This window comes from Mobiluncus sp., assembly GCF_034180645.1.
In the GTDB taxonomy this organism is placed as follows: Bacteria; Actinomycetota; Actinomycetes; order Actinomycetales; family Actinomycetaceae; genus Mobiluncus.
Genome location: NZ_JAXFNY010000003.1, coordinates 128339 through 150534 on the forward strand (window position 1 = coordinate 128339; position 22196 = coordinate 150534).

The 22196-nt window shown below is 58.6% G+C and carries 13 protein-coding genes and 2 tRNA genes; 9 read left to right on the top strand and 6 right to left on the bottom strand.

All coding sequences use genetic code 11. From position 1 onward, the window contains the following. The first annotated feature begins 3 nt into the window (after positions 1–3). Both SPI05_RS00945 and era read left to right on the top strand, forming a co-directional pair. Positions 4–1284: a hemolysin family protein gene (locus SPI05_RS00945; protein WP_321075298.1), complete on the top strand. Its 1281-nt coding sequence runs from the start codon at positions 4–6 to the stop codon at positions 1282–1284. 42 nt (positions 1285–1326) lie between these two features. Further along, positions 1327–2331 carry a GTPase Era gene (gene era / locus SPI05_RS00950; protein WP_321075300.1) on the top strand — a complete coding sequence of 335 codons (1005 nt, stop codon included), beginning with the start codon at positions 1327–1329 and terminating at the stop codon, positions 2329–2331. A gap of 434 nt (positions 2332–2765) precedes the next feature. Here the strand turns inward: era and SPI05_RS00955 are convergent, their stop codons facing one another. Next, positions 2766–4544 (bottom strand): methyl-accepting chemotaxis protein, encoded by a 1779-nt coding sequence (locus SPI05_RS00955; RefSeq protein ID WP_321075302.1) that lies wholly within the window; start codon positions 4542–4544, stop codon positions 2766–2768. Next, positions 4541–6109, bottom strand: a complete 1569-nt coding sequence (locus SPI05_RS00960; RefSeq protein ID WP_321075351.1) for a methyl-accepting chemotaxis protein — start codon at positions 6107–6109, stop codon at positions 4541–4543. The genes SPI05_RS00955 and SPI05_RS00960 overlap by 4 nt, the downstream gene beginning before the upstream one ends. 318 nt (positions 6110–6427) lie before the next feature. On the opposite strand from SPI05_RS00960, the gene ilvD reads away from it, so the two are divergent. Continuing rightward, positions 6428–8308: a dihydroxy-acid dehydratase gene (gene ilvD / locus SPI05_RS00965; RefSeq protein WP_321075304.1), complete on the top strand. Its 1881-nt coding sequence runs from the start codon at positions 6428–6430 to the stop codon at positions 8306–8308. Positions 8309–8330: 22 nt separating this feature from the next. On the opposite strand, the gene SPI05_RS00970 is transcribed toward ilvD, so the two are convergent. Continuing rightward, positions 8331–9395 (bottom strand): hypothetical protein, encoded by a 1065-nt coding sequence (locus SPI05_RS00970; protein ID WP_321075306.1) that lies wholly within the window; start codon positions 9393–9395, stop codon positions 8331–8333. 15 nt (positions 9396–9410) lie between these two features. Then, on the bottom strand, positions 9411–12245 hold the full coding sequence (locus SPI05_RS00975; RefSeq protein WP_321075308.1) for a DivIVA domain-containing protein: 2835 nt from the start codon (positions 12243–12245) through the stop codon (positions 9411–9413). A gap of 238 nt (positions 12246–12483) precedes the next feature. On the opposite strand from SPI05_RS00975, the gene SPI05_RS00980 reads away from it, so the two are divergent. Beyond that, positions 12484–12933: a ribose-5-phosphate isomerase gene (locus SPI05_RS00980; protein ID WP_321075310.1), complete on the top strand. Its 450-nt coding sequence runs from the start codon at positions 12484–12486 to the stop codon at positions 12931–12933. A gap of 81 nt (positions 12934–13014) precedes the next feature. Here the strand turns inward: SPI05_RS00980 and SPI05_RS00985 are convergent, their stop codons facing one another. Together SPI05_RS00985 and SPI05_RS00990 are read right to left on the bottom strand one after the other, a co-directional pair. Continuing rightward, on the bottom strand, positions 13015–15804 hold the full coding sequence (locus SPI05_RS00985) for a DEAD/DEAH box helicase (protein WP_321075312.1): 2790 nt from the start codon (positions 15802–15804) through the stop codon (positions 13015–13017). After that, the gene (locus SPI05_RS00990) at positions 15804–16586 is read right to left on the bottom strand and encodes a fumarylacetoacetate hydrolase family protein (protein ID WP_321075314.1); all 783 of its coding nucleotides are present in this window, start codon (positions 16584–16586) and stop codon (positions 15804–15806) included. The genes SPI05_RS00985 and SPI05_RS00990 overlap by 1 nt, the downstream gene beginning before the upstream one ends. A gap of 322 nt (positions 16587–16908) precedes the next feature. Here SPI05_RS00990 and gltX point away from each other — a divergent pair, with 322 nt between their 5' ends. From gltX to SPI05_RS01015, 5 genes are all read left to right on the top strand, one after another. Beyond that, positions 16909–18462, top strand: a complete 1554-nt coding sequence (gene gltX / locus SPI05_RS00995) for a glutamate--tRNA ligase (RefSeq protein WP_321075316.1) — start codon at positions 16909–16911, stop codon at positions 18460–18462. Positions 18463–18573: 111 nt separating this feature from the next. Continuing rightward, complete coding sequence (locus SPI05_RS01000; protein WP_321075318.1) at positions 18574–20199, top strand: methyl-accepting chemotaxis protein; 1626 nt, start codon at positions 18574–18576, stop codon at positions 20197–20199. Positions 20200–20261: 62 nt separating this feature from the next. Continuing rightward, the gene (locus SPI05_RS01005) at positions 20262–21947 is read left to right on the top strand and encodes a methyl-accepting chemotaxis protein (protein ID WP_321075319.1); all 1686 of its coding nucleotides are present in this window, start codon (positions 20262–20264) and stop codon (positions 21945–21947) included. Between the two features lie 63 nt (positions 21948–22010). Further along, positions 22011–22081, top strand: a tRNA-Gln gene (locus tag SPI05_RS01010). Between the two features lies 1 nt (position 22082). Beyond that, positions 22083–22158, top strand: a tRNA-Glu gene (locus SPI05_RS01015). Positions 22159–22196: the final 38 nt, after the last annotated feature.

A 22196-nucleotide genomic window follows, 5' to 3' on the forward strand; every position in this document is an offset into this window, starting at 1 on the left:
CGCATGCAGTTTTCCGACGTGGCTGGTGCGGTCCTCACGCTCATCGCGACAGTGTCTTTCGGGCTGGCGGTACCGCTGAGCCTGGGAGAAGGCGCCGTGTCGCGGCTGAGTGTCGCCTCGGCGGAAGACTTAGCCGAAGAAGGCGCGAAACATGCCCGCAAAATTTCTCAGTTAGCCGAGAATCGGCGTTTGGTACTCGCGAGCTTGCGCGCCTGCCGTACTTTCGTGACGACCGCGGCGGTGGGGTGCGGGGCGCTGCTGGGGTCGCAGCTACCTCTCAGCTGGTGGCTAGTGGCGATTCTGGTCGTCGCTGTAGGGACGTTTTTGCTGGTGGTATTGACTTTGCCGTGGAACCGTTTGGGGCGGCGCTACCCGAACACGACGGTGCGTTACCTGGCACCGTTCCTGATGACGGCCTGGAATGCGGGCAAACCGTTCGGGATGCTGCTGCGCACCGCGCGGGGGCCATCGAGCCAGACTGACCAGGAAGCTCGCGATGAAGTCGCCGAGGACCTGCGTGAAATGGTGGACCAGATGGGAGAGCCGGACACCATCGAGGACGCGGACCGCGAGATGATTTGGTCCGTTTTTGAAATGGGGCGAACCTTGGTACGCGAAGTCATGGTGCCGCGCGTAGATATGGTCACGATTGAGTCCGAAAAGACCCTGGACAAGGCGTTGACTTTATTCGTCCGTTCCAGCTATTCCCGGGTGCCGGTCATAGGCGAAGATGCCGACGACATCCGCGGAATCCTATACCTTAAAGATGTATTACGGCGCGTCAACTCCGATCCTGCCGCGCGCCAGATGACCGCGGAACAGGCCATGCGAGAAGCCAAGTTCATCCCGGAGATGAACCTGGTCGACGACACCTTGCGGGATATGCAACAGAACAGCTACCACATGGCAGTACTGGTGGACGAGTATGGCCTCATCGCCGGGCTGGTTACCCTGGAGGACCTGGTCGAGCAGGTTATCGGGGAAGTCTCGGATGAACACGACCACGCCGAGAAAGAGCCTGAGTTGCAGCCCGATGGCAGTTGGATCGTTCCGGCGCGGTTTCCTCTGGTCGACCTCAACGATTTGCTGGACACCGAGATTGACGATGAGGACGTGGATACCGTGGGTGGCCTGTTGACGAAAGCAGTCGGGGTGGTGCCGCTGGTGGGGGCTTTTGCATCGGTGGACGGACTGGAACTGCGAGCGGTAGAGGCAGAAGGGCGCCGCCGCCAGGTTTCGGCCATCTCGGTCCGGGTGGTTCCGCCGGTGTTAGATGAGGATTAGCGGTCACGGACAGAACACTCGAAATACAGTAGGATTTACACAATGGAGAGCGTGAATTTTCCGGATATGGATGCGTTGGATGCTGCGGGCGACGAGGGGTCGCCAGACTTGGCGGCGGGGTCGGCGGGGCTGTTCACCCGCGATTGGCCCGAGGACTTTCGTGCCGGGTTCGCCGCCGTCATAGGGCGGCCCAACGTGGGGAAATCCACGCTGATAAACGCCATGGTTGGCCGCAAAATCGCCATCACATCCGCCCGACCGGAAACCACGCGTCGCGTGGTGCGCGGCATCGTGCACCGTCCGGATTTTCAACTGGTTTTGGTTGACACCCCCGGCATTCACCGACCGCGCACCCTACTGGGGCAGCGGCTGAACGACATGGTGGAGGACGCGTTTTCCGAAGTCGACGTGGCGGTTTTCTGTGTCCCCGCCGACCAACCTATTGGGCCCGGCGACCGGCGCATTGTCGAAACCCAACTGAAAAACGCGCACTACCCCACTATTGCGGTCGTCACGAAAACCGACGCCGCCAGCCGGGAACAAACCGCCGCGCAACTGTTGGCCGTTTCCGAGCTGTACGATTTCGCCGACATCATCCCGGTCAGCGCGGCCAAGAACAAACAGGTCGAGGAACTTATCGACCTGCTGGGCGAGCTGATGCCGGAATCCCCGCCGCTGTATCCGCGGGATCAGGACACGGACGAAGACGACACGGCCATGATGGCCGAGCTGATTCGTGAGGCCGCGCTGGAGGGATTGGGTCAGGAACTGCCGCATTCCCTGGCGGTTCAGGTCGAGGAAATCATCAAGAAACCGGGCAAAAACGGCCAAGAGACCTGGCACATCCACGTCAATATGTTTGTCGAACGCGACAGCCAAAAATCCATCGTGATTGGTAAGAAAGGCGCCCGCCTGAAGGACATCGGCATGCGCGCCCGCCCTCAAATCGAGGAGCTGATCGGCCACCACGTCTTCCTGGACCTGCACGTGCGCACGGCCAAGGAATGGCAAAAAGACCCGAAGATGCTCAACCGCCTCGGGCTCTAGTTGCCAAACAAATCGCCGCAAAGCCCACACCGAAATAAGTCCACGGCGTCTCAGCCTGAGGCTTTTGCATACGCTATCCCGCCATCTGCGCCCCACCCGGGAACGCAACTTTACCTGTGCGCAAGGGCGGGCTGAGCGAAGGCGGGGATGCTCAGAAAAAGACTAGGGGGTGTGCGTTTCGTTCCTTTAGGAACGAAACGTGAGGGGGGCTCTGCCCCCCTAGGTCTTTGTGCGCGATGGCAGCGCGAAAGCGCGTGAGCCATCGCGTAAACGGCGAAGGCGGCGCAAAGGCGATGCCCTGTGGGCATCGCGCCGCCGGAGCGCCAAACAGAATACCCCGCGAGCGATGCCCGCCCGACCAAAGAAGACTATTGAATTAAAAGCGAATCCCGGGCGGGACGAACCCACCCGGGATTGCGCTTAGTCAATAAGCCTCAGAAGCTGAAGCGGTGGACGGACGCCTGCATCTTGGACGTCTCATCCCTCACAATCTGAGTCCTATCGCTGATCTTGCTGACGTTCTCGCGGATTTCCTCAGCCATCTGCTCGAACTCGCCAACGGTGGCGGCAATCGAGTTGGCGCCTTCCGCTGCCTCTTGGACGGAGTGCGACATCTCGTTCGTCGTCGCGGATTGCTCCTCGACGGCGGCGGCGATGGTGGACTGGTAATCATTAATCTGATTAATGATGTCCGTGATCCGCTCGATAGCCGCGACCGCGCCGGCAGTGTCTTCCTGAATGGCCGAGATCTTGGTCGAAATCTCGTCCGTGGCCTTGCCGGTTTCGCCCGCCAAGTCCTTGACCTCGCCGGCCACAACCGCGAAGCCCTTACCGGCGTCACCCGCGCGGGCGGCCTCGATGGTCGCATTCAAAGCCAACAGGTTCGTCTGCTCGGAAATCCCGGTGATGGTCTTGACGACTTCTCCAATCTCACGCGACGATACCGCCAAGGCGGACACGGTTTCCTTCGTGCGAGCCGCTGTCTGGGTGGCTTCCTGAGCCACGCGGGACGCTTCGTTCGCGTTCGAGGAAATCTCGCGGATGGAGGCGCCCATTTCCTCGGCGCCCGCCGCCACGGTCTGGATCGAGGAGGACACATCGCCTGCCGCGCCGGACACGACCGAAGTCTGAGCCACCAGCTCGTTGATGCTATCCAGGGCCGCAACGGTGGCGCCAACCACCATCTTGGTGTTTTCCTCCAGCTCGTCAGCGGTCTTGCCGAAGCCAACGAAGTGCTCTTGGCCGGTATCCTGGGCGTTGTTCAGGGCTTGCGCCAGCTGACCCAGCTCATCGCGGGAGGTAACTTCGGCGCGCGCCCTCCAGTCACCCTGCGACGACTTCAGCATCGTGGAGGTAATCGAGTTCACGCGCTTCTTGGTCTTGCCAATCAGGCGGAAGGCCACGAACAGCATGAGTGCCACAACAACCAGGAACTCGATAATCGTCAGCACAGGTATTGTTTTCATGACCTTGTCAGCCATATCGCCCTTTTCGTTCATGACCTGGCGCGAGGCCTCCAGCAGCTTATTAGCTTCCGTATCCACGGTCACGAAGGACTCCATAATGCCCGGCAGCATCGCATCCGCCCCGGCCATGTCGCCCTTGACAATCAGCTCATTGGCGGCAGCCATATCGTCCAAGGTCTTTTGCGCGATTTCCTTCAGGTTTGTGGAAATCGGCGTCAAAGCAGGATCGGTCACGTTGTCCAGATCGTTCACACGCTTTTGGGCTTTCTTGCCACCCATCTGAGCCGTAACGCCGTCGGCGAGCTGCTGAATCAGGGCGGGATCAGCGCCATTGTGAGCCTGCAACGCCAGGTTCAATTCCAGCGAATGCATGTAGTTGAAGTTGTAACGCAAGGACCAAGCCGCGTTCACGTTGACCTTATCCGTGTCGTAAGTTTCCTGATAAGAGTCGAATACCCTCACTCCGATCAGGAACATGAACAGCATCAAAACCATACCCAGGCCCGACACCAGGGAAATGAGGCTCACCTGGAAATGGAAGGTCGGCTTCGGCTTCGCATCCAAATCCACGTTGGTCAAGGCACCCTTTACAGCCGGTGCTGCCGTTGTTTCCTTCAATAGGTTCCCCTGGTCGCCTTCCGGGGCCGGTGCCGCTGGTGCGGGTGTCGGAGCCGGTGTCGTTTCTTCCATCACGGTTTCCTCCACGGGGGTCATTTCTTCGGGGGTTTCTTTCATGTTTTCACTCATTGGGCCACCTCCTGTTTCCCGCGGGACTCTCTGAGCTTCATGCTGTCAAAGTCTCCCAGCAGCTCGTTGATGGATGCGCCCATGCCGCGTACAACCTGGCCACCCTGTTCGTAAATCTCGCTCAGGTCGCGGGTTTTGCGGGCAATGTCGTTGACGTTCTCGGCAATGGTGGTCGAGCCGTCAGAGGCCTCCTGGACGGAACGCGCCATCTCGGCCGTGGTCGCGGTCTGTTCCTCCACAGCCGCGGCAATGGTCGTCTGGTAGTCGTTGATGGAAGCAATGATGCCGCTGATTTCCTCAATGGCCGCCACGGCTTCCTCGGTGTCCTTTTGGATCTGTTCGATGCGCGCGGCCACGTCTTGGGTCGCCGTCGACGTTTCGGCCGCCAGGTCTTTCACCTCGCTGGCCACGACCGCGAAACCACGACCGGCCTCGCCAGCGCGGGCGGCCTCGATGGTCGCGTTCAAAGCCAGCAGGTTCGTCTGTTCAGCCACGGCCGTAATCGTCTCGATCACCGCGCCGATTTCCTGGGACGATTCACCCAGCTTGGCAACGGTCTCGTTCGTGCGGGCCGCCACCTCGGTCGCCTCGGCCGCAATCTTGGCAGCCTCGTTGGCGTTCGAGGAAATCTCGCGGATGGAGGCACCCATTTCCTCGGCGCCCGCCGCCACAGTCGAAATGTTCGAGGACACCTGTTCGGCGGCCGCAGCACCGTTGTTGATGAAGTCAAGACCCTTGCCGACCATCGCTTCACCAGCCTGTGCGGTAGCCAGCACTTCTGTAATCGCGTCCGCGCCATTCTTAAGGTTGTACTTGATGTCATGCAAGGACTTCGACACGTTGGCAAACGCGATTTCCAGGTCCTCGGCCATGTCGCCAATCTCGTCATTGGATTGACGCTTGATTCGCTTCAAGAAGTTCAAGCTTTGGTAATCGCCCACATCTGCCTGCATGGACTTCAACCCGCGAGCGATTGGCTTGGCCACCGGACCGGGCACGATAATCAGGATAATCGAGGACAGCGCGGTAAAGATGATGCCGATAATCAGCGCCTTATTGGCCTGACTATCCAGGTCGGTAATATCCGTGGCCGCCATCGCCGTGTAGCCTTCCAACATCAAGCGGGTCTGACCCAGGAACTTGTCCTCGCCTTCGCCGCTTTCCACGACTGCATAGTCAATGAACGGCAAGGCAATGGCTGTCTGCTGATCGGCCGGTGCCGCCTCAACCTCGGCCACGAAGGCATCAAACTTGGGACGGAATGCGGTGTAGCTGGCATCCAGCTGCTTCAGCAAGTCCGTTTCCACATAGGTCTTACCTTCGTCACCGTTGATGGTCTCGCTCGGCAAATCCATCGACTTCAGAGTGTCGATGTCTCCCTTGACCTTATCCAGGTTCGCCGTAGCGGATTCCAAGCTGGGGGCAATTCCTTTGTCCATCATGCCGGTAATATCGGCCAGAGCCAAAGCCCAGTCCATGCGGGCTTCCTGTACAGTTTTACGTTGTTCCGTGTCGACTTTTTGCTGGACCACCGTTGAGCTCAGGCCAAACATTGCAAGTAGCATATAAACCAAAAGGATTACCGCAATAACTGCCGCGACGGTCGAGACGACGCCCACTTTCAAGCCGATACCTGACAATTTTCGTGTTGCCAAAGTTCAAACTCCTTAATCTAAGAAACTGACGGATATAAATCCATTGTTACAATTTACGGGGATATCAGGGAGTTTGTGTGGAATTTATAGGGCTTTTTTCAATTTTTACCTATTCAATAGGCTCCCCTACCGGACCGGGAACGTGAGCTCACCTTTCCACGGTTGGGGGAACCTATTGAAAGGGAATTAGAATGGGTCAAACGGGACCGACCCGTGAAGGAGAGACCAATGACACGCAAACTTATCAGTGCAACGTCCACTACCGGGCGGAATATGGCGGGGGCGCGGTCCCTGTGGCGGGCGACCGGCATGACCGACGAGGATTTCGGCAAGCCGATTATCGCCATCGCCAACTCGTTCACGGAATTTGTGCCCGGGCACATTCACCTGCGGGAAGTCGGCAAAGTCGTCTCCGACGCGGTCCGGGCGGCCGGGGGTGTGCCGCGCGAATTCAACACGATCGCCATCGACGACGGCATCGCGATGGGGCACGGGGGCATGCTGTATTCGCTGCCCAGCCGTGAAATCATTACCGACTCGGTGGAATACATGGTGCGCGCCCACACCGCTGATGCCCTGGTGTGCATCTCTAACTGCGACAAAATCACTCCTGGAATGCTCAACGCCGCGTTGAAACTCAACATTCCCACCGTGTTTGTCTCGGGCGGCCCGATGGAAGCCGGCAAAGGCATTCCGGCCGAGGACATTGTCGGGCCGTCACAAGGCGGGCGGGGCAACCTCATTACGGTTATGAACGCTACCGCCAACGACGACATTGACGACGCGGAACTGCAGCGAGTCGAGGAACTGTCCTGTCCGACCTGCGGATCTTGTTCGGGAATGTTCACCGCGAACTCGATGAACTGCCTGACCGAAGCGCTGGGCCTGGCACTCCCGGGCAACGGTTCCACCCTGGCGACCCACGTGGCGCGGCGCGGACTTTTTGCGCGAGCCGGCCAGCTGGTAGTGGCTCTGGCAAAGCGTTACTACGATGACGAGGATGACTCCGTGCTGCCGCGCGCCATTGCGACCCGGGAGGCTTTCGCCAACGCAATGAGCCTGGATATGGCGATGGGCGGTTCCTCGAACACGGTGCTGCACCTGCTGGCGGCCGCCCAAGCTGCCGAACTCGACTTTACGTTGGCCGACATCGCCCAGATTGGACGCACCGTGCCGACCCTGGCAAAAGTCGCACCTAACCACAACGACTATCACATGGAGGACGTCCACCGGGCCGGGGGAGTACCGGCGCTGCTGGGCGAACTCGACCGCGCCGGACTGCTGAACAGAAACGTGCACTCCGTGTGCTATCCCGACCTGGCTACCTGGCTGGCGGACTGGGACGTGCGCGGCGGCGCACCCAGTACGGAGGCTCTCGACCTGTTCCACGCCGCGCCCGGCAACCAGCGCACCATTCACGCCTTTTCCGCCACTGCCCGCTTTGACACGCTGGACACGGACGCGGCGGCGGGCTGTATCCGTGACGTGGCCCACGCCTACGTGGCGAAAGGCGGGCTGACCGTGCTGCGCGGAAACCTGGCTCCTGACGGCGCCATCGTAAAAGCGGCGGGCATTGACCCCGAACTGTTCCACTTTGAAGGCCGCGCTATCGTGATGGAATCTCAGGAAGAAGCGGTGGAAAAAATCCTCGACAAGACCGTGCAGGCCGGGGACGTGGTCGTGATCCGCTACGAAGGACCCGCGGGCGGACCGGGAATGCAAGAGATGCTCTATCCCACGTCTTTCCTGAAAGGCCGAGGCTTGGGCAAAACCTGCGCGCTAATTACTGATGGACGATTCTCCGGTGGTACTTCCGGGATTTCTATCGGTCACATTTCCCCCGAAGCGGCCGCGGGCGGGCTGATTGGCCTGATTGAGGACGGGGACAAAATCATCATCGATGTAAACCGCGAGGAAATCACCCTGGATGTGCCGGATGATGAAATCGCGCGGCGCCGCCAGGCGATGGAGGCAAGCCCACACCCCTGGCAGCCGCACCGCGACCGTGAAGTCTCCGATGCCCTGAAACTCTACGGCGCCACCGCCCTATCAGCCGACAAAGGGGCAGCTCGTGACGTGAAAAGCCTCCTGGAAAAACTTGGGCTCTGAACGCAGGTTTCGAACTGAAAATCTAGCCTAGGGTGGCGATAAGCTGGTTCAATACACCGATACCGCCGTCAAAAGAGCCGGCTTGGGCGGCTATAGCTAGAGGCACCCGTTTGCCTTCACTGTTTTGATACCAGCCCATTTGACGCACCAGGTAGCCTCCACTCACGCCCGGCCCCCAACCGCCCTTGAACGTGGCGCCGGGTAGACTGCCCATTCCCCAGCGTTGGCCGCCGCTGACTTGTCCCATATTGGACACCACCGGACCTGAACCTGCTAAACAGGGCAGTTTCATCATGAACCCCACTTGGGACGCGGTAGTCCAAGGAGTTTGTCCGAAAACTGTGAACCCGGAACGCAGCCGCACAGACGGGACTGTCGTCGAGTTATCCCCAGCCTGACGTAAAACTTGGGTGACGGCCTGGGCTCGAGCGGCATCACTTGTGCCCAAGGACTGCCACAGCGCTTCGGCGGCAGCGTTATCCGACTGGCGCAAAGCCGCCGACATGGAGCCAGCCATAGCCCCCGCCTTCCCGGCCTGGGAAATCGCCACAGAAACCGGAACCTTTGACGTCGACCACGCCACCCAGGCTTGCCCAGACCCGGCGGTTTCAATCTTGGAGCTGACCGGATCAAACCAGGCAACGGAAATAGTGGCCCCTGTGTCTCGGCCGACTTTTTCAAATGTCGCACGTAATTCCTGGCTGCTGAGCTGTCCGGCGGCGGGAGATGTCAGCGCCGTGCCGTCACAGCCCTGCACTTGGGCAGCAGCAGGAGCCTGGGGGGTGGGAGAATCGCTCGGTCTCGTAGCCTGGTTGGAAGGCGAAACGGAACTGTCGGGAGTAGCTGTCGGAGACTTCGCGTTCGTACCGGCAGAATCCCCCGTCCGTTGCGAGGTGAGGGAAGGACTGGGCGAGGCGCTCACCAGAGGCTGGCGAGCCGGCTGGGTAATGCCTACGGCTACCGCCCCCGCTACCAGGCCTCCCGCCAGCAGGGTTACCCCTAGAGCCACCAAGCCGCGCCGCACCCGGCGGTGCTTCTCACCAGCGGCATCATAGTAGGGATTGTTATGTTTCGGAGTGTAAGACATCAGACTGGCAAACTCTCAAATTTTTGGAATGGTCAAATGAACACCGTCAAAGTCAGAGGAAGCCGAGGTCACCGGGACTTCACGCCCGTCCGGAAGACATACGAATACCTGATCGTCGGCACCTAGCGGCCGTGACGTGGCTACTGTCACCAGGTATCCCGTGGTAATCGACTTACGGTGCTGCTGGGCTTCGAGTTTCGCAATCGAAGCCGGTTTCACCCGCGAGCCACTCTCATCGAGAGCCCCGTACACGGAAGTGAAGGTATCCAAATTCGAACGGTATCCAGCCAAGAAATGCGGGATGAAACGCCCGTCCGGATCGACCTCAGCCAAAGGCTCCTCGCCCTGCAGCATGGGCCGCGGGTTGGAATCCTCCGGGAAAATCGGAGCCGGCTGACCTTTCGCAGCTTCACCGTCTGCGGACTGGGTATCAACCATCGGAGCGTCCGGCGTGGTATCGGGAACGGACGCGGTATTCTGAGCCGCCAGTTCCTCCAGCTGTGTCGCCGAAAGATGCTCTGAAGCAGTGTCTGGCTGGGTCGGCTCGCTCGGCGTGGCCGGGGTGGGAGTCTCGGGGGGCGGGAAATCCGCGTTACTACGGGTCGGCGTCATCAGCACACTCGGCAAATCAGCCAGCTTTGGCTCGGATTCTGCCGGGGAGACCGCCTGTGCGTGTTCGAGTTTTTCGCGAATTTGGCCCAAATCCATCCCCACTCCGGGAGTCGGCAGCGGGGGAGCCACTACGTCAGTCAGCGGAGCTTTTCGGTATTCACCAGGGATGCCGTAGTTAGTTGCGGCGCTGCCCAAATCGTTGACTTCTGCGGGGGCCGGCTCGGTCTGACCCAGTTCCACCGTCTCCAGCTTTGGCATCTGGAAAGTCGACGGGCTAGGCTCGGCAGGTTCCGCCGGGGTAGCGGAAACGTCGCTCATCGGCTGAGGCTGTTCTGTTGCGGGTTCTATCGGGGTTTCAGGGCGAGGAGTCGAAAAGTCCGGTACAGGTTCGTATTCCGAAAAGTCCGGGGTGACGGGCTGATCTGCCGGGGGGACTGCCGGCGGTTCGGCAGATAGCGATGCCGGTGTGCCGCCCCAATCGTTTGGTGCCAAGCCCTCTGGCTGGTAGGGGTTTGGTGTCTGCCAGGAGTCGGCTGCGGGTTGCTCTGGCATTCCATAAGGTAGCGGGGCGGCCGCGGGTGATTCCGGGAACGCATAAGGGGGTTGCGGGAAGTCGGCGTAGGACTGAGGCGTCGACTCGGGGACAGATTCCGGGGAATAGTATCCGCCAGGTTCTGTTGAATCGGGGTAGGCTGGAGCTTCTTCCGGGGCAGTGGGAGCGTAAAAATCCTCCTGCAAGGCCGCGGAATCAGCCTGGGCATCGGTCGTCTCAACCGGTAGTTCAGGGGTGTCGTCCAGATTGATTTCGTCTGGATAATCATCGCCCAGAGAATCTTCCAGGTCGTAGGACTTTTCCTGGTCAGCGTCAAAGGTCGAGTCGTAATCCGGAGTTGCCTCAGTTGGGGAAGCCTCGTAACCTTGCGGGTATCCTGCCTGTTCATAGCCCTGAACGTACTCGGAGGGGGTTTCATCGGGACTCTGGGTGTCCATCGGTGCGGCAGGAGTGACCGGCATGACCATCGTGGTGTCTTCGGGAATAAACGACTGGTTTTCGCCCTCAGTCTCAGGCACATAGCCGTAGCCCTCCGGCATCTCCATGCCGTAGGGCGAGGCGTATCCGGCCTCGGCGGGATAACCCGGATATTGCTCAGCATTTCCCTGACTTTCCGCCGGATTTACGGTCATCGGCTGGCCATAAGCGTCATAACCATAGGGCTGGTAAGGGTCATATCCGGCCTCAGGATGCGGCTGAGCGGCGGTCGAATCCGTACCTTCCGGCAGCTGTGCGTCTACGGGATATTGCGGGACTTCGCCCCATTCATCGCTCAGTCCCGCAGCGGCTTCGGCCGCGGCAGATTCGATACCAGGCTCGGCGACCGGTTCTGCCGGAGTCTCGACACCCGGTAACGCCTCACTGGCAAAGGTCTGAGCAGCACCGCCCTCAATCGGGGACGAATCCGTCTCCGGAGTCTGGGACACGGGGGACACCGGCGAGTTGAGCGGAGGAAAACTGGGGGAAACGAGAGAACTATCCCCGCTTAAATCACCGTTATGAGGCGAACCATCCCCATAATCGGTGAACACCGCTTGTTCAAAGGAAACGGGTTGAACAGCGGGAATCGACCCGGTGGGAGTGCCTAAAACGGAAGAACGCACCTCAGATTCAGTGGCGGGTTCGGGCTCGCCAGCGGAAGGAACAGACGGCGCGGAATCAGCGGTTTCCGGCGCGTTTTCCACAGCGGGAGCCTCAAACTGAGCCTCTGACGAAAGGTCAATCGGGGTTACGGTTTCCTCGCCAGCGGGCTCGGGGTTGCTGGGCAACTCGCCGGAGGCAGCGGCTTGTTCGGCGGCCTCGGCTTCCAGCGCTGCCCCGTCCACCTGCAATACCTGGTAGCGCTGGTCGGAAGGGGGGATGCCGTACAGCTTTTCGTAAGCCTCCAAAGTGGCGGCGACCTGGTCCAAGTAGTCGTCCACGGCGTCTTGGTCGTAGCCCACCCGCATTCGGGTGTAATCGAATTCGACCTCGCGCACGTCCCGGCCGCGGACTGTAATATATGCCAAATCCACCTCGGCCTCGGGCGAAGCATTCAGCGCTTCGTAATATGAGAGGACGCGAACCACTTCATCAAGGTAGTCGTCTATCTGATTCTGGTCGTACCCATCGCGGAACTTTGTCGCAGGGAACTGAGCCGAAAAGATGTCTTCACTGGTCAGCAATTGCGTGGCGTCCTCGCTCATGTGCCGGTCCTTTCCATTCTTCGTCGTCAGCAGCGCGGCCGGCTGCTTTCAAGCAGAGTCGGGTTTTGCGCATACACACTTCAACAGACAATTTTACCTGGAGTTGTAGGAAAACGTTGTCGATTAGGGGGTTTGTGGACGAATTGAGCCTATTTATGCCGCGCCCAGAGAATCTCGCTAGGATATAAATGTTCTTGGCTGTGCCCGGGCGGGCCAGATTCGACACGAAAGGAAGATCATGCGTGTTCACATCGGTACAGACCATGCCGGCTTCGAATTGAAACAGCATTTGGTAACTTGGCTGCGGGACCGCGGCTATGAAGTCGTTGACCACGGACCTGCTGCCTATGACCCAAATGACGACTACCCGGGCTTTTGCATTGCCTGCGCTCAGGGCGTGATGGAGGACGCGGGTTCTTTGGGCATCGTGCTGGGCGGCTCGGGCAACGGCGAGCAAATCGCCGCCAACAAGGTGCGCGGAATTCGCGCGGCACTGGTGTGGAACGAAGAAATCGCGAGCCTCGCCCGTCTGCACAACAATGCCAACGTGATTTCCATAGGTGCTCGCCAGCACTCCGTTGAGGAATGCGAACGTTTCGTGGAAGTGTTCCTGACCACGGACTTTTCTGGTGAAGAACGCCATCAGCGCCGCATCGGTCAGCTCAGTGAGTACGACAACAAGCGGTAGTTCGCGGCGTTAGTTCCGCGCTTTCCCCTGAGTCCGGCACTTTTCTAGGGCGGGTTTGGCGCTTACGGCGCTATCAACCGTTCAGAGCCGTTCACACAGCCCCAGTGGCGTCCAGATGGGGTGAAACGCCTCGTTGGAGGCTTCGGGGTCCAACAGCGCATAAAAACCAAAGTCCAGGTCGCCATCTCCGTCAACGATGGTCAGCTCTGCCAGCCACAGATTTTCCGAGATAGCCTCGGGCGAGATGCCGATACTAGCCGGCAGGTCGGCCTCGGTGGGCTGCGTGATGACGCGGAAATTGCGCTGGTGGCGGGCCTCTCCGACCGTTTCCATGAAGTCGTGGGCGTCCCAGTAGGCGCCGAGTTGTTTGTCCCAGCCGGATTCCGTAATCGGGGGGATTTCCGCCAGAGGCCGGGACACTCCGCCCTGGTCAGAGCGCAGTTTTGTTTCCATTGCGCTGAGCCGCTCGAACTCGTCCCCGCCCAGCATATCGAGCCAGCTGAACAACTCCCGGTGCAGTTCGGTGCCAAGTTTGGCGGGGTTGAGGCGGTAGTCAAAAGTTCCGTCCGGGCGCTCGCCGAAAGCCAGTTCCGTTTCGTCCGGCCCGCCAGCTGAGGTGGTGCCGTCCAAGTTCGCCGTTTTGCGCAGTTCCGGATTCTCCAGGAACTTCCATTCATCCAGCAGGGACGAGTCAACCTTGTCGATAGTGTCGTTGAGCCAATCCAGCACCTCGATAAACCGTTCAGTTTTCAACGGTTCGGGCACAATCTGGGTCAGTGCGCGCCACGCATCGGACAGGTAGCGCAGCAAAACCCCCTCGGAAAACTCAATCTTCAGGCTGGCCTCAAAAGCCTGGAAAGTCTGACCCGTTTCCACCATCTCACGAATGATGGATTTCGGGGAAATGAAGTATCCGCGCGCCCACGGGTTCGCTTTGATGTAGGTCTCAAAAGCGGCCTCCAGCTCCTGGCTCAAGGGTTTGGGGTAAGTAGTCCGTTCCAAGGCGGTTTGCCGTTCGTCATAGTCCGCCCCGCTCGCTTTCAGTTCCGCAAATACCCGGTCTTTCGCGGCGCGTTCCTGGGCGCGCAAGATAGCGTTGGGGTCGTCCAAAACGGACTCCACCACGGAAATAACATCGAGAGTGTCCCCGAACGCGCCCCCGGCAGCGGGCGCCTCCGCGCTGGGGGAGTCCGCGTGGTCCGTAAAGGCCTGCAAATAATCCAAGGCAAACGGCGCCAAGTCTTGATTTAGGGCGAAAGTCTCGGGCAGGTCCGCTGTCAAAGTCCAGTGCCCGCCCTGCGGGCGCCCCTTATCGCCAGCGGAGTCGGAACCGGCGCTGTCACCCCGACCGGGCTGCCTCCCGGAAATGACCCCGGAATCCTCTAGGGATTCCAAGATGTGCTGCAGGGTATCGGCAAAGGGATTGTGGTCCTTCGCCGGTCCGGTGGCGCGTAGCACGTTGTGGTTGCGGTAGACCAAAGTGTTGAGGTTTTCCGCCTGGTTGCCGGGCCTTTGCAGGGTGTTCAGCACCATCGCGTGCGTAATCTTCCACCGTGGCACCATTGCTTCGGGGGCGCTTTGTGCCAGACGGTTGAACGTCCCTTCTGTCCAGGACGTGCGGCCTTCCGGAGCTTTCTTTTTCTTGATTTTCTCAAGCTGTTTCGCATTCCCGTCCGCTCGGGCGATGGCGATAGCGTTGTCGATTTCCCACTCCGGGGCTTGAGCCACCACGTATCCCACGGTGTCAAACCCGGCACGCCCCGCACGCCCGGCAACCTGGTGGAATTCGCGAGAATTCAGGTGACGTTCCTTGTTCCCATCGAACTTCACCAGGGAGGTCATGACGACGGTGCGGATGGGAACGTTAATGCCGACCCCGAGGGTGTCGGTCCCGGAAATGACCCGGAGCAGACCCGCTTGAGCGAGTTTTTCAACCAGCCTGCGGTAGCGGGGCAGCATACCCGCGTGGTGAATCCCGATGCCCTTCAGCAGCAGCGGCTTCAAGGTTTTCCCAAAAGAGGAACGAAACTGTACGGTGTTTACCTGGTCTTTTAGCTGGGCGGCAGTGTCGGGGTCCAGTCCCAGACGCAAATCCAGGCTGGCGATTCGCTCGGCTTCTTCCACCGCGGCGCGTTGACTGGGATGAACCACGTAGGCCGGCAGTCGGTCTTGATTAGCCAGTCCCTGCAGGATTTTCTCCAGAGGTTCGGCCGCGTAGGACATTTCTAGCGGCACGGGACGTTTCGCGGAATCGAGGACCGCGACTTCACGCCCGGTGACTTCCCACAGGTTCTTTGCAAACCACGAGGTATCCCCCAAAGTGGCGCTCATCAGCACAAACCGAGTTTTCGTCAGAGTCAGCAGGGGAGCCTGCCACGCCCAGCCGCGCTCCGGGTCAGCATAGTAGTGAAACTCGTCCATCACCACGGTATCGACGTTGAGGTCATCTCCCCAGCGCAGCGCCTGATTCGCGAGGATTTCCGCCGTAGCGCAGATAATCGGCGCATCGGCGTTGACCGAACCATCGCCCGTAACCATACCCACGTTAGCGGCGCCAAACAGGTCCACCAGGTCAAAGAACTTCTCGCTGACCAGCGCCTTTAAAGGTGCGGTGTAGTAGGAAACGCCACCCCGGGCTAGTGACCACAAAATCGCGGCCACCCCAATCAGGGACTTGCCCGAACCGGTGGGGGTGGGAGCGATGAGGTGCTTATCCTCCAGAATCAGGCGCTCGGCAGCCTCCTGCTGGTGCGGATAAAGCGGGCGGCCGGTTGATTCGGCCCATTCCTGAAACGCGAGCAGGACCTCGACAGGGTCCGTGAGCGCGCCGCGATCTTCCAGGTCGTCCAGCAGTTGATTGAGAGCCTCCATCAGCGGCGCACCGGGTTGCTCAGTTGCCCCAAGCCCTCGATTTCGCAGGTCACAGTGCAGCCTGCGGTGAGCGGGCCGACACCGGCGGGGGTGCCGGTGAGGATGACGTCGCCGGGTAGCAGGGTCATGGCTTGGGAAATGTAGGTCACCAGTTCGCCCACCGGGTGCATCATATTGGCGGTCGTGTCGTCTTGGCGGGCCTCGCCGTCCACTTCGCTGCGGATGCGCAGGTTTTGCACATCGAGGTCAGGGTTCACGGTAATCCACGGCCCGAGCGGGCAAGCAGTGTCAAAACCTTTGGCACGCGTCCACTGTTTGTCGGCTTTCTGGGCGTCACGAGCGGAGACGTCATTGCCGATGGTGTAGCCAAACACATAGTCTTTCCAGTTTTCGGGGTTAATGTCCTTCGTGACGTGCTTGATGACCACGCCGAGTTCGACTTCATGATCGACATGGTTGGACCACTTCGGCAGGACGATAGGCGCGCCAGGGCCAATGACCGAAGTGTTGGGTTTGATGAACAGAATCGGGGCATCAGGCACGGCCGAGCCGAATTCGCGGATATGTTCCAGGTAGTTCTTTCCCACGCACACGACTTTCGAGGCGGGAATGACCGGGGCGACCAGGCGCACGTCCTCCAGCTGCAGGATTTGCCCGGTCGGAGTGATTTTGTCAGGGCTGTACAGGGGGTTTTCCGCCAAGACCGTAATCCGGTCCGTGTCGTCCTCCATCACGCCAAAACCGTAGGTATCGTCGCCTTTATCAAAACGTATAACTCGCATGGGGTCAGTTTATCAACCGCGGAACAGCGCGTCCCATCCGGTGAATGCGCGAGTACTGGTGGGGTTCGGGCTGGTGTTGTTGCTATTTGGTGATTAAAACGGGGTTGCTGGTCTATATGGTCACGTACCCGTGTTGAATCACCGATTTCGATTACGAACTGTTGGGTAGCGAGGTTTGGCGGTGTTCGGGGGCCTCTCAGTCGCAGAAGTACTTGGAATGCTGCGCTGTGCCGCTTCGGGGACTTTGGTAGCGCAAGCGAGCTTGCGCTACCAAAGTCTGCGGCGTGGGCGCAGTGCTGAAAAAGCGTTGAGGCGGGGATATATGATTGACTCTGTGATACATACCGAATTGCCTGAAGTCTCTGCAATACCTGTGCCGCCCGCGGACGGTCCAAAAACCCGTGTGCGGTTCTGTCCTTCCCCGACCGGTACTCCCCACGTCGGCATGGTGCGCACTTGCCTGTTCAACTGGGCTTATGCGCGTTCCCAGGGGGGAACTTTCGTGTTCCGCATTGAGGACACCGACTCGGCGCGCGACTCCGAAGAATCGTTTAACCAGATTCTGGAATCGCTGGACTGGCTGGGCTTGGATTGGGACGAAGGCATCAACGTGGGCGGTCCGCACGGCCCCTATCGCCAATCAGAGCGTATGGATATCTATCGCGAAGTGGCTGGTCAGCTCCTGGAAGCCGGCTATGCTTACGAATCTTTCTCGACCCCCGAGGAAGTGGAAGCGCGTCACCGGGAACGCGGCGAGGACCCGAAGCTGGGCTACGACGGCTTTGACCGTGACCTCACTGCCGCTCAGCGCGAGGCCTATATAAAGGAAGGCCGTAAACCTGTGCTGCGTCTGCGAATGCCGGACGAGGACATCACTTTTACCGACCTGGTGCGCGGCGACATTACCTTTAAGGCCGGTTCTGTACCCGACTACGTCATCGTGCGCGCCAACGGCGAGCCGCTTTACACCCTGGTGAATCCGGTGGACGATGCGCTGATGGAAATTACCCACGTCCTGCGCGGCGAGGACCTGCTGTCCTCCACCCCGCGCCAAATCGTACTTTACCGGGCGCTTTACGCCCTGGGGGTGGCGAAGTTCATGCCCTATTTCGGACATCTGCCTTACGTGATGGGCGAAGGGAACAAAAAGCTCTCCAAGCGTGATCCGGAATCGAACTTGCTGCTGCATAAACAGCACGGCATTATTCCCGAAGGCCTGGTCAACTACCTGGCGCTGCTGGGTTGGGCCTACGCCGCGGACAACGATATTTTCAGCCGCGAACAAATGGCTCAGGCTTTCGACATTCGCGCGGTAAACCCGAATCCGGCCCGGTTTGACCTTAAGAAATGCAACGCGATCAATGCCGAGCATATCCGCTTACTGGACGCGTCCGATTTTACCCATCGGACTGTGCCTTTCCTGGCGGCAGCCGGTTTTGTCGAGGCGAAGGAATACGATTCCCTGAGCCCCACGCAACGCGCCGTACTGGATCAGGCGGCACCGTTGGCGCAAACCCGCGTCCAGCAACTGGATCAGCTCCCGGGACTGATTGGGTTCCTGTTCCGTGATGACGTGGAATATGACGAAAAGGCCGTCGCGAAGCTGAAAGGTGAGCCCGCCGCGATTCTTGAGGCGGCCGCCAAGGCGCTGGAAACCGCTGGTGACCAGGCGTTTGCTGAAACTGAGGCGATTCACGAGGTCTTGAACGCGGCGCTCATTGACGGTTTGGGAGTCAAACCGCGCGTAGCTTTTGCGCCGCTGTTCGTGGCCGTTACCGGGACGAACGTATCCATCCCGGTTTTTGATTCCATGCGTATCCTAGGGAAGGAAGAAACCCTGCGGAGAATAAAGAAATTTATCGAATTCTTAGGGTAACTTTCCCTGCAGGGGGAGTTTTTCTTGATAATTTTCCAAAAAGCCCTATTTTTCCTTGATATTTTAATATAATTAACTCCGATAGTCCGACACAATTCGATTGACACAGATGTGAATAATCAGGAGTTACAAGTGAAAACGAAGAAGCTTTCTGTCGCTATGAAGACCCACATTATAGTGCTGCTCGTGGCAGTACTGTTGGGTCTGATGCTAATCTACATGATTATATCGTTACAGGCGTACCGAGGAATATTCCAAACAGAGGTTGCCAGTTTCGATGAAGTAGAAATGGTGGAAGATGCCAGGATTGACTGGTCTAACCTCCGTTCCCAGGACATTATGCTGCTCACCCAGCTGCAATCTGGAAAGATTGGAAACCTGAACAGCTCGGGCGATGCAGTCAACGAGGTTAATGAGCTGCTGGGGAAAGTTAGTGATGGTCTCAGTAACTTGGAAAAAGCCCCTCTGAGCAGTGAACAAAAAGCCTTGGTTGCGGATATGCGCGCCGCTCATGACAGCTATTCCGCCGCTTGGGGTGAGTTCACCCAGAACGCAGCGGGGAACAACGCCCGGGCTTTGGAGGCTTCAAACGTCTTTGGTCAGTTCGAGGAAGAAAACGGTTTCGTTTTTGCGGACAAGTCCCGCGCCCTGCTGGACACTTACGACGTTGAACGCGAAGCTGCCGCACATGCCCGCGCGACAACCGAAGGCACGACCATCATTATTTCAATCGTTATTCTCGTTATCGCGGCAGTGTTGGTTTTCCTGATTGTTAGTCTGTTGGTAGCGCCCATGATCAAGTCGGTCCGCGCCCTTTCCGCGGGGATGGACAAACTCACGGAAGGCGACCTTACCGCTGAGGTGCAGCGTCACAGCAGAGATGAGGTCGGCGATATGGGCGACCACTTCAACGATGCTATGGGTGGCTTACGTCAAAGCCTCGCCGAAACCATCGGCGCGGCAGAGAACGTCGGCAAGATTACCGCAGGAATTGGGGAAGGCTCTCGCGAAGCAGTAGGCGCCACCCAGAAAGCTACCGACTACATCAACAGCGGGGCGGCGGCAGCCGAGCAAGTTTCTCGCTCTATTCAAACCGTCGCTGCTGGTGCGGAGGAAATGAGCGTCTCGATTAAAGAGATTTCTTCCAACGCTAACGCGGCCGCTGGAGTGGCCAAGGAAGCCTCGGAAGTCGCCCAGCAAACGAACGAAACCGTGGCTAAACTTGGCGAGTCTTCCCGCGAGGTTGGTGAAGTCATCGAGACGATTACGGCGGTAGCGGAACAGACGAACCTGCTGGCCCTGAACGCGACTATTGAAGCCGCACGGGCGGGAGATGCCGGACGAGGTTTTGCCGTGGTTGCTAGCGAGGTCAAGGACTTGGCGGCGGAGACGGGACGCGCTACTGAGGAAGTCGCTGTCAAGGTCGAACAGATCCAGACCGATACGGAGGCCGCAGTTGCTGCCATCGAAGAAATATCCAACATCATCGCCTCCATCAACGATTACCAGACCACTATTGCGGCCGCGGTTGAGGAACAGACCGCCACGACCAACGAAATGAGCCGGTCGGTTTCGGAGGCTGCTGATGGTTCTACCACCATCGCGGAAAATGTGGCTGATATTGCTCGTAACACCACAAACTTGGCTGAGAGATTTGCTGATGTGGATCAAAAGATGGGCGTACTGGCTACAGAGTCGAACGACCTGGTTACCCGCCTCAATGAGTTCAAGTACTAGGGAGGACGATCGTGACTACGGATTTACAAAGTACAGTGAGCGCGAATACTGGAGAAAAGACAATGAGTGATGCGGCGGCGAAGAATGCTGGTAAAGCGCGGGTTAACGCCAAAGGCAAGAAGATGCGGCGGCTGCCCCTGGTAGTTCAGATAGGCGCCATCGGGGCTGCCGGTGTTGTCGGTCTGCTGGTGATGCTGCTGCTATTCGTGGTGGGTGTACGCATCTATGGCAACTCCACGGAGAGTTATGAAGTTGAACAGAGTCAGGTCGAGGCGGCTCAGGCCATGCACTATGACATGACACGTTTGATTGCCTCGGAAAGCGAGCTCAAACGGATTGGCACGTCCCAGACCATCAGTTCTGAAGCTCATGATGCCTCGATGAAGGTGGCCACCGAGAATGTTAAGCACTTCATAGAGCTGACGAATCAGCGCTTGGAGGAAATGTCAAAGATTGACGATCAGACTATCGCGCCGCTAGTGGCTCAGGCTACAGATGTGATGAAGAAGTTTGAAGCTGAAGTCAACCAGATTACCGAACTGGTCAACCAGGGCAAGGGCGAAGAAGCCGCGGCTATCGACGTCCTAGACTTGGCTAATCAGCTCAGCGACCTGGTCCCGCAGATTGTCAACGCGTTGGAATCCAAGATGGACGCGGCAACCGAGCAGTCTGAAGCGGTGTCAACGATTGTCATGATTGTTATGTGCGTCGTTTACCTGGTGGTGCTGATTCTCGCTCTGCTCATTGGTTTCTTTGTGCGTCGTGTGCTGCGCAAGACCGTGGCGAACACAGGCGATTCCATCGAGTCGCTGTCTAAGGGTGACATGACAGATGAAGCCGAGATGCTAATGAACGATGAGCTGGGCGACGTGGCGATGAAGCTCAACGAGAGTTTGGCAACCCTGCGTCAAGTTGTTGGTTCAGCTGCCACAACGGCACGAAAGGTTAATTCCGTGGCAAAGGAGGTCGGGGACGGCATCGATGAGGGTTACAAGGAAACTGAGGAAGTTATCGCCCAGACTCAGGTTGTGGCTGGCGCGGCCGGCGATGTGACGCAGTCGATTCAGACCGTGGCTGCTGGTGCGGAAGAAATGGGCGCCTCGATTCGCGAGATTTCTTCCAACGCTAACGAAGCTGCCAGGGTGGCTGGGGAGGCTACCGAAGTTGCGCAGCGAACCAGTGAAACTGTTTCTAAGCTGGGGGTTTCCTCGCGCGAAATTGGCGATGTGGTCAACACCATTACCGCTATTGCCGAGCAAACCAACTTGCTGGCCCTGAACGCCACCATTGAGGCGGCTCGTGCCGGGGATGCCGGTAAAGGCTTCGCGGTGGTGGCTGGTGAGGTCAAGGACCTGGCTCAGGAAACCGGTAAAGCAACCGATGACATCACTGCCAAGATTACGGCTATCCAAGCTGATACGGATGGCGCGGTGGCAGCAATCGAAAAGATTTCTGACATCATCAACCAGATCAACAACTACCAGACCACTATTGCGGCGGCCGTGGAGGAACAGACCGCTACGACCAACGAGATGAGCCGTTCTGTGGCTGAAGCGGCGACCGGTTCGGCTTCGATTGCGGAAACCATTTCTCAATATCGAGAGATTGCCCAGGAAGCCGGCAAGGGTGTGGAAACTCTCCAGCATGCCTCGGACGAATTGGTCGAGGCCTCGAAAGAGATGTTTGATAATATCTCGATGCTGGTTTACGAAAAGAAAGGCAACTCTGAAAACTTGCCAAATGCCTAGCTATTAGGGTAGCCTTGACACTCGGTGCGAAAATCTCGTCAGTGATTTTTGCGCCGAGTGTTATGGGGTATGGTGTAACGGCAGCACTAGTGATTCTGGTTCACTCAGTCTAGGTTCGAATCCTGGTACCCCAGCGCCCCTATCGTCTAGCGGCCTAGGACATCGCCCTCTCACGGCGGTAACACCGGTTCAAATCCGGTTGGGGGTACCACCTCTAGAAAGAGGTCTTCAAACTTCATGTATGTTTGC

Coding starts and splice junctions, on each gene's coding strand:
- SPI05_RS00945 (WP_321075298.1), top strand. CDS start 4: ATGCAGTTTTCCGACGTGGCTGGTGCGGTCCTCACGCTCATCGCGACA.
- era (WP_321075300.1), top strand. CDS start 1,327: ATGGAGAGCGTGAATTTTCCGGATATGGATGCGTTGGATGCTGCGGGC.
- SPI05_RS00955 (WP_321075302.1), bottom strand. CDS start 4,544: ATGAGTGAAAACATGAAAGAAACCCCCGAAGAAATGACCCCCGTGGAG.
- SPI05_RS00960 (WP_321075351.1), bottom strand. CDS start 6,109: ATGCTACTTGCAATGTTTGGCCTGAGCTCAACGGTGGTCCAGCAAAAA.
- ilvD (WP_321075304.1), top strand. CDS start 6,428: ATGACACGCAAACTTATCAGTGCAACGTCCACTACCGGGCGGAATATG.
- SPI05_RS00970 (WP_321075306.1), bottom strand. CDS start 9,395: ATGTCTTACACTCCGAAACATAACAATCCCTACTATGATGCCGCTGGT.
- SPI05_RS00975 (WP_321075308.1), bottom strand. CDS start 12,245: ATGAGCGAGGACGCCACGCAATTGCTGACCAGTGAAGACATCTTTTCG.
- SPI05_RS00980 (WP_321075310.1), top strand. CDS start 12,484: ATGCGTGTTCACATCGGTACAGACCATGCCGGCTTCGAATTGAAACAG.
- SPI05_RS00985 (WP_321075312.1), bottom strand. CDS start 15,804: ATGGAGGCTCTCAATCAACTGCTGGACGACCTGGAAGATCGCGGCGCG.
- SPI05_RS00990 (WP_321075314.1), bottom strand. CDS start 16,586: ATGCGAGTTATACGTTTTGATAAAGGCGACGATACCTACGGTTTTGGC.
- gltX (WP_321075316.1), top strand. CDS start 16,909: ATGATTGACTCTGTGATACATACCGAATTGCCTGAAGTCTCTGCAATA.
- SPI05_RS01005 (WP_321075319.1), top strand. CDS start 20,262: ATGAGTGATGCGGCGGCGAAGAATGCTGGTAAAGCGCGGGTTAACGCC.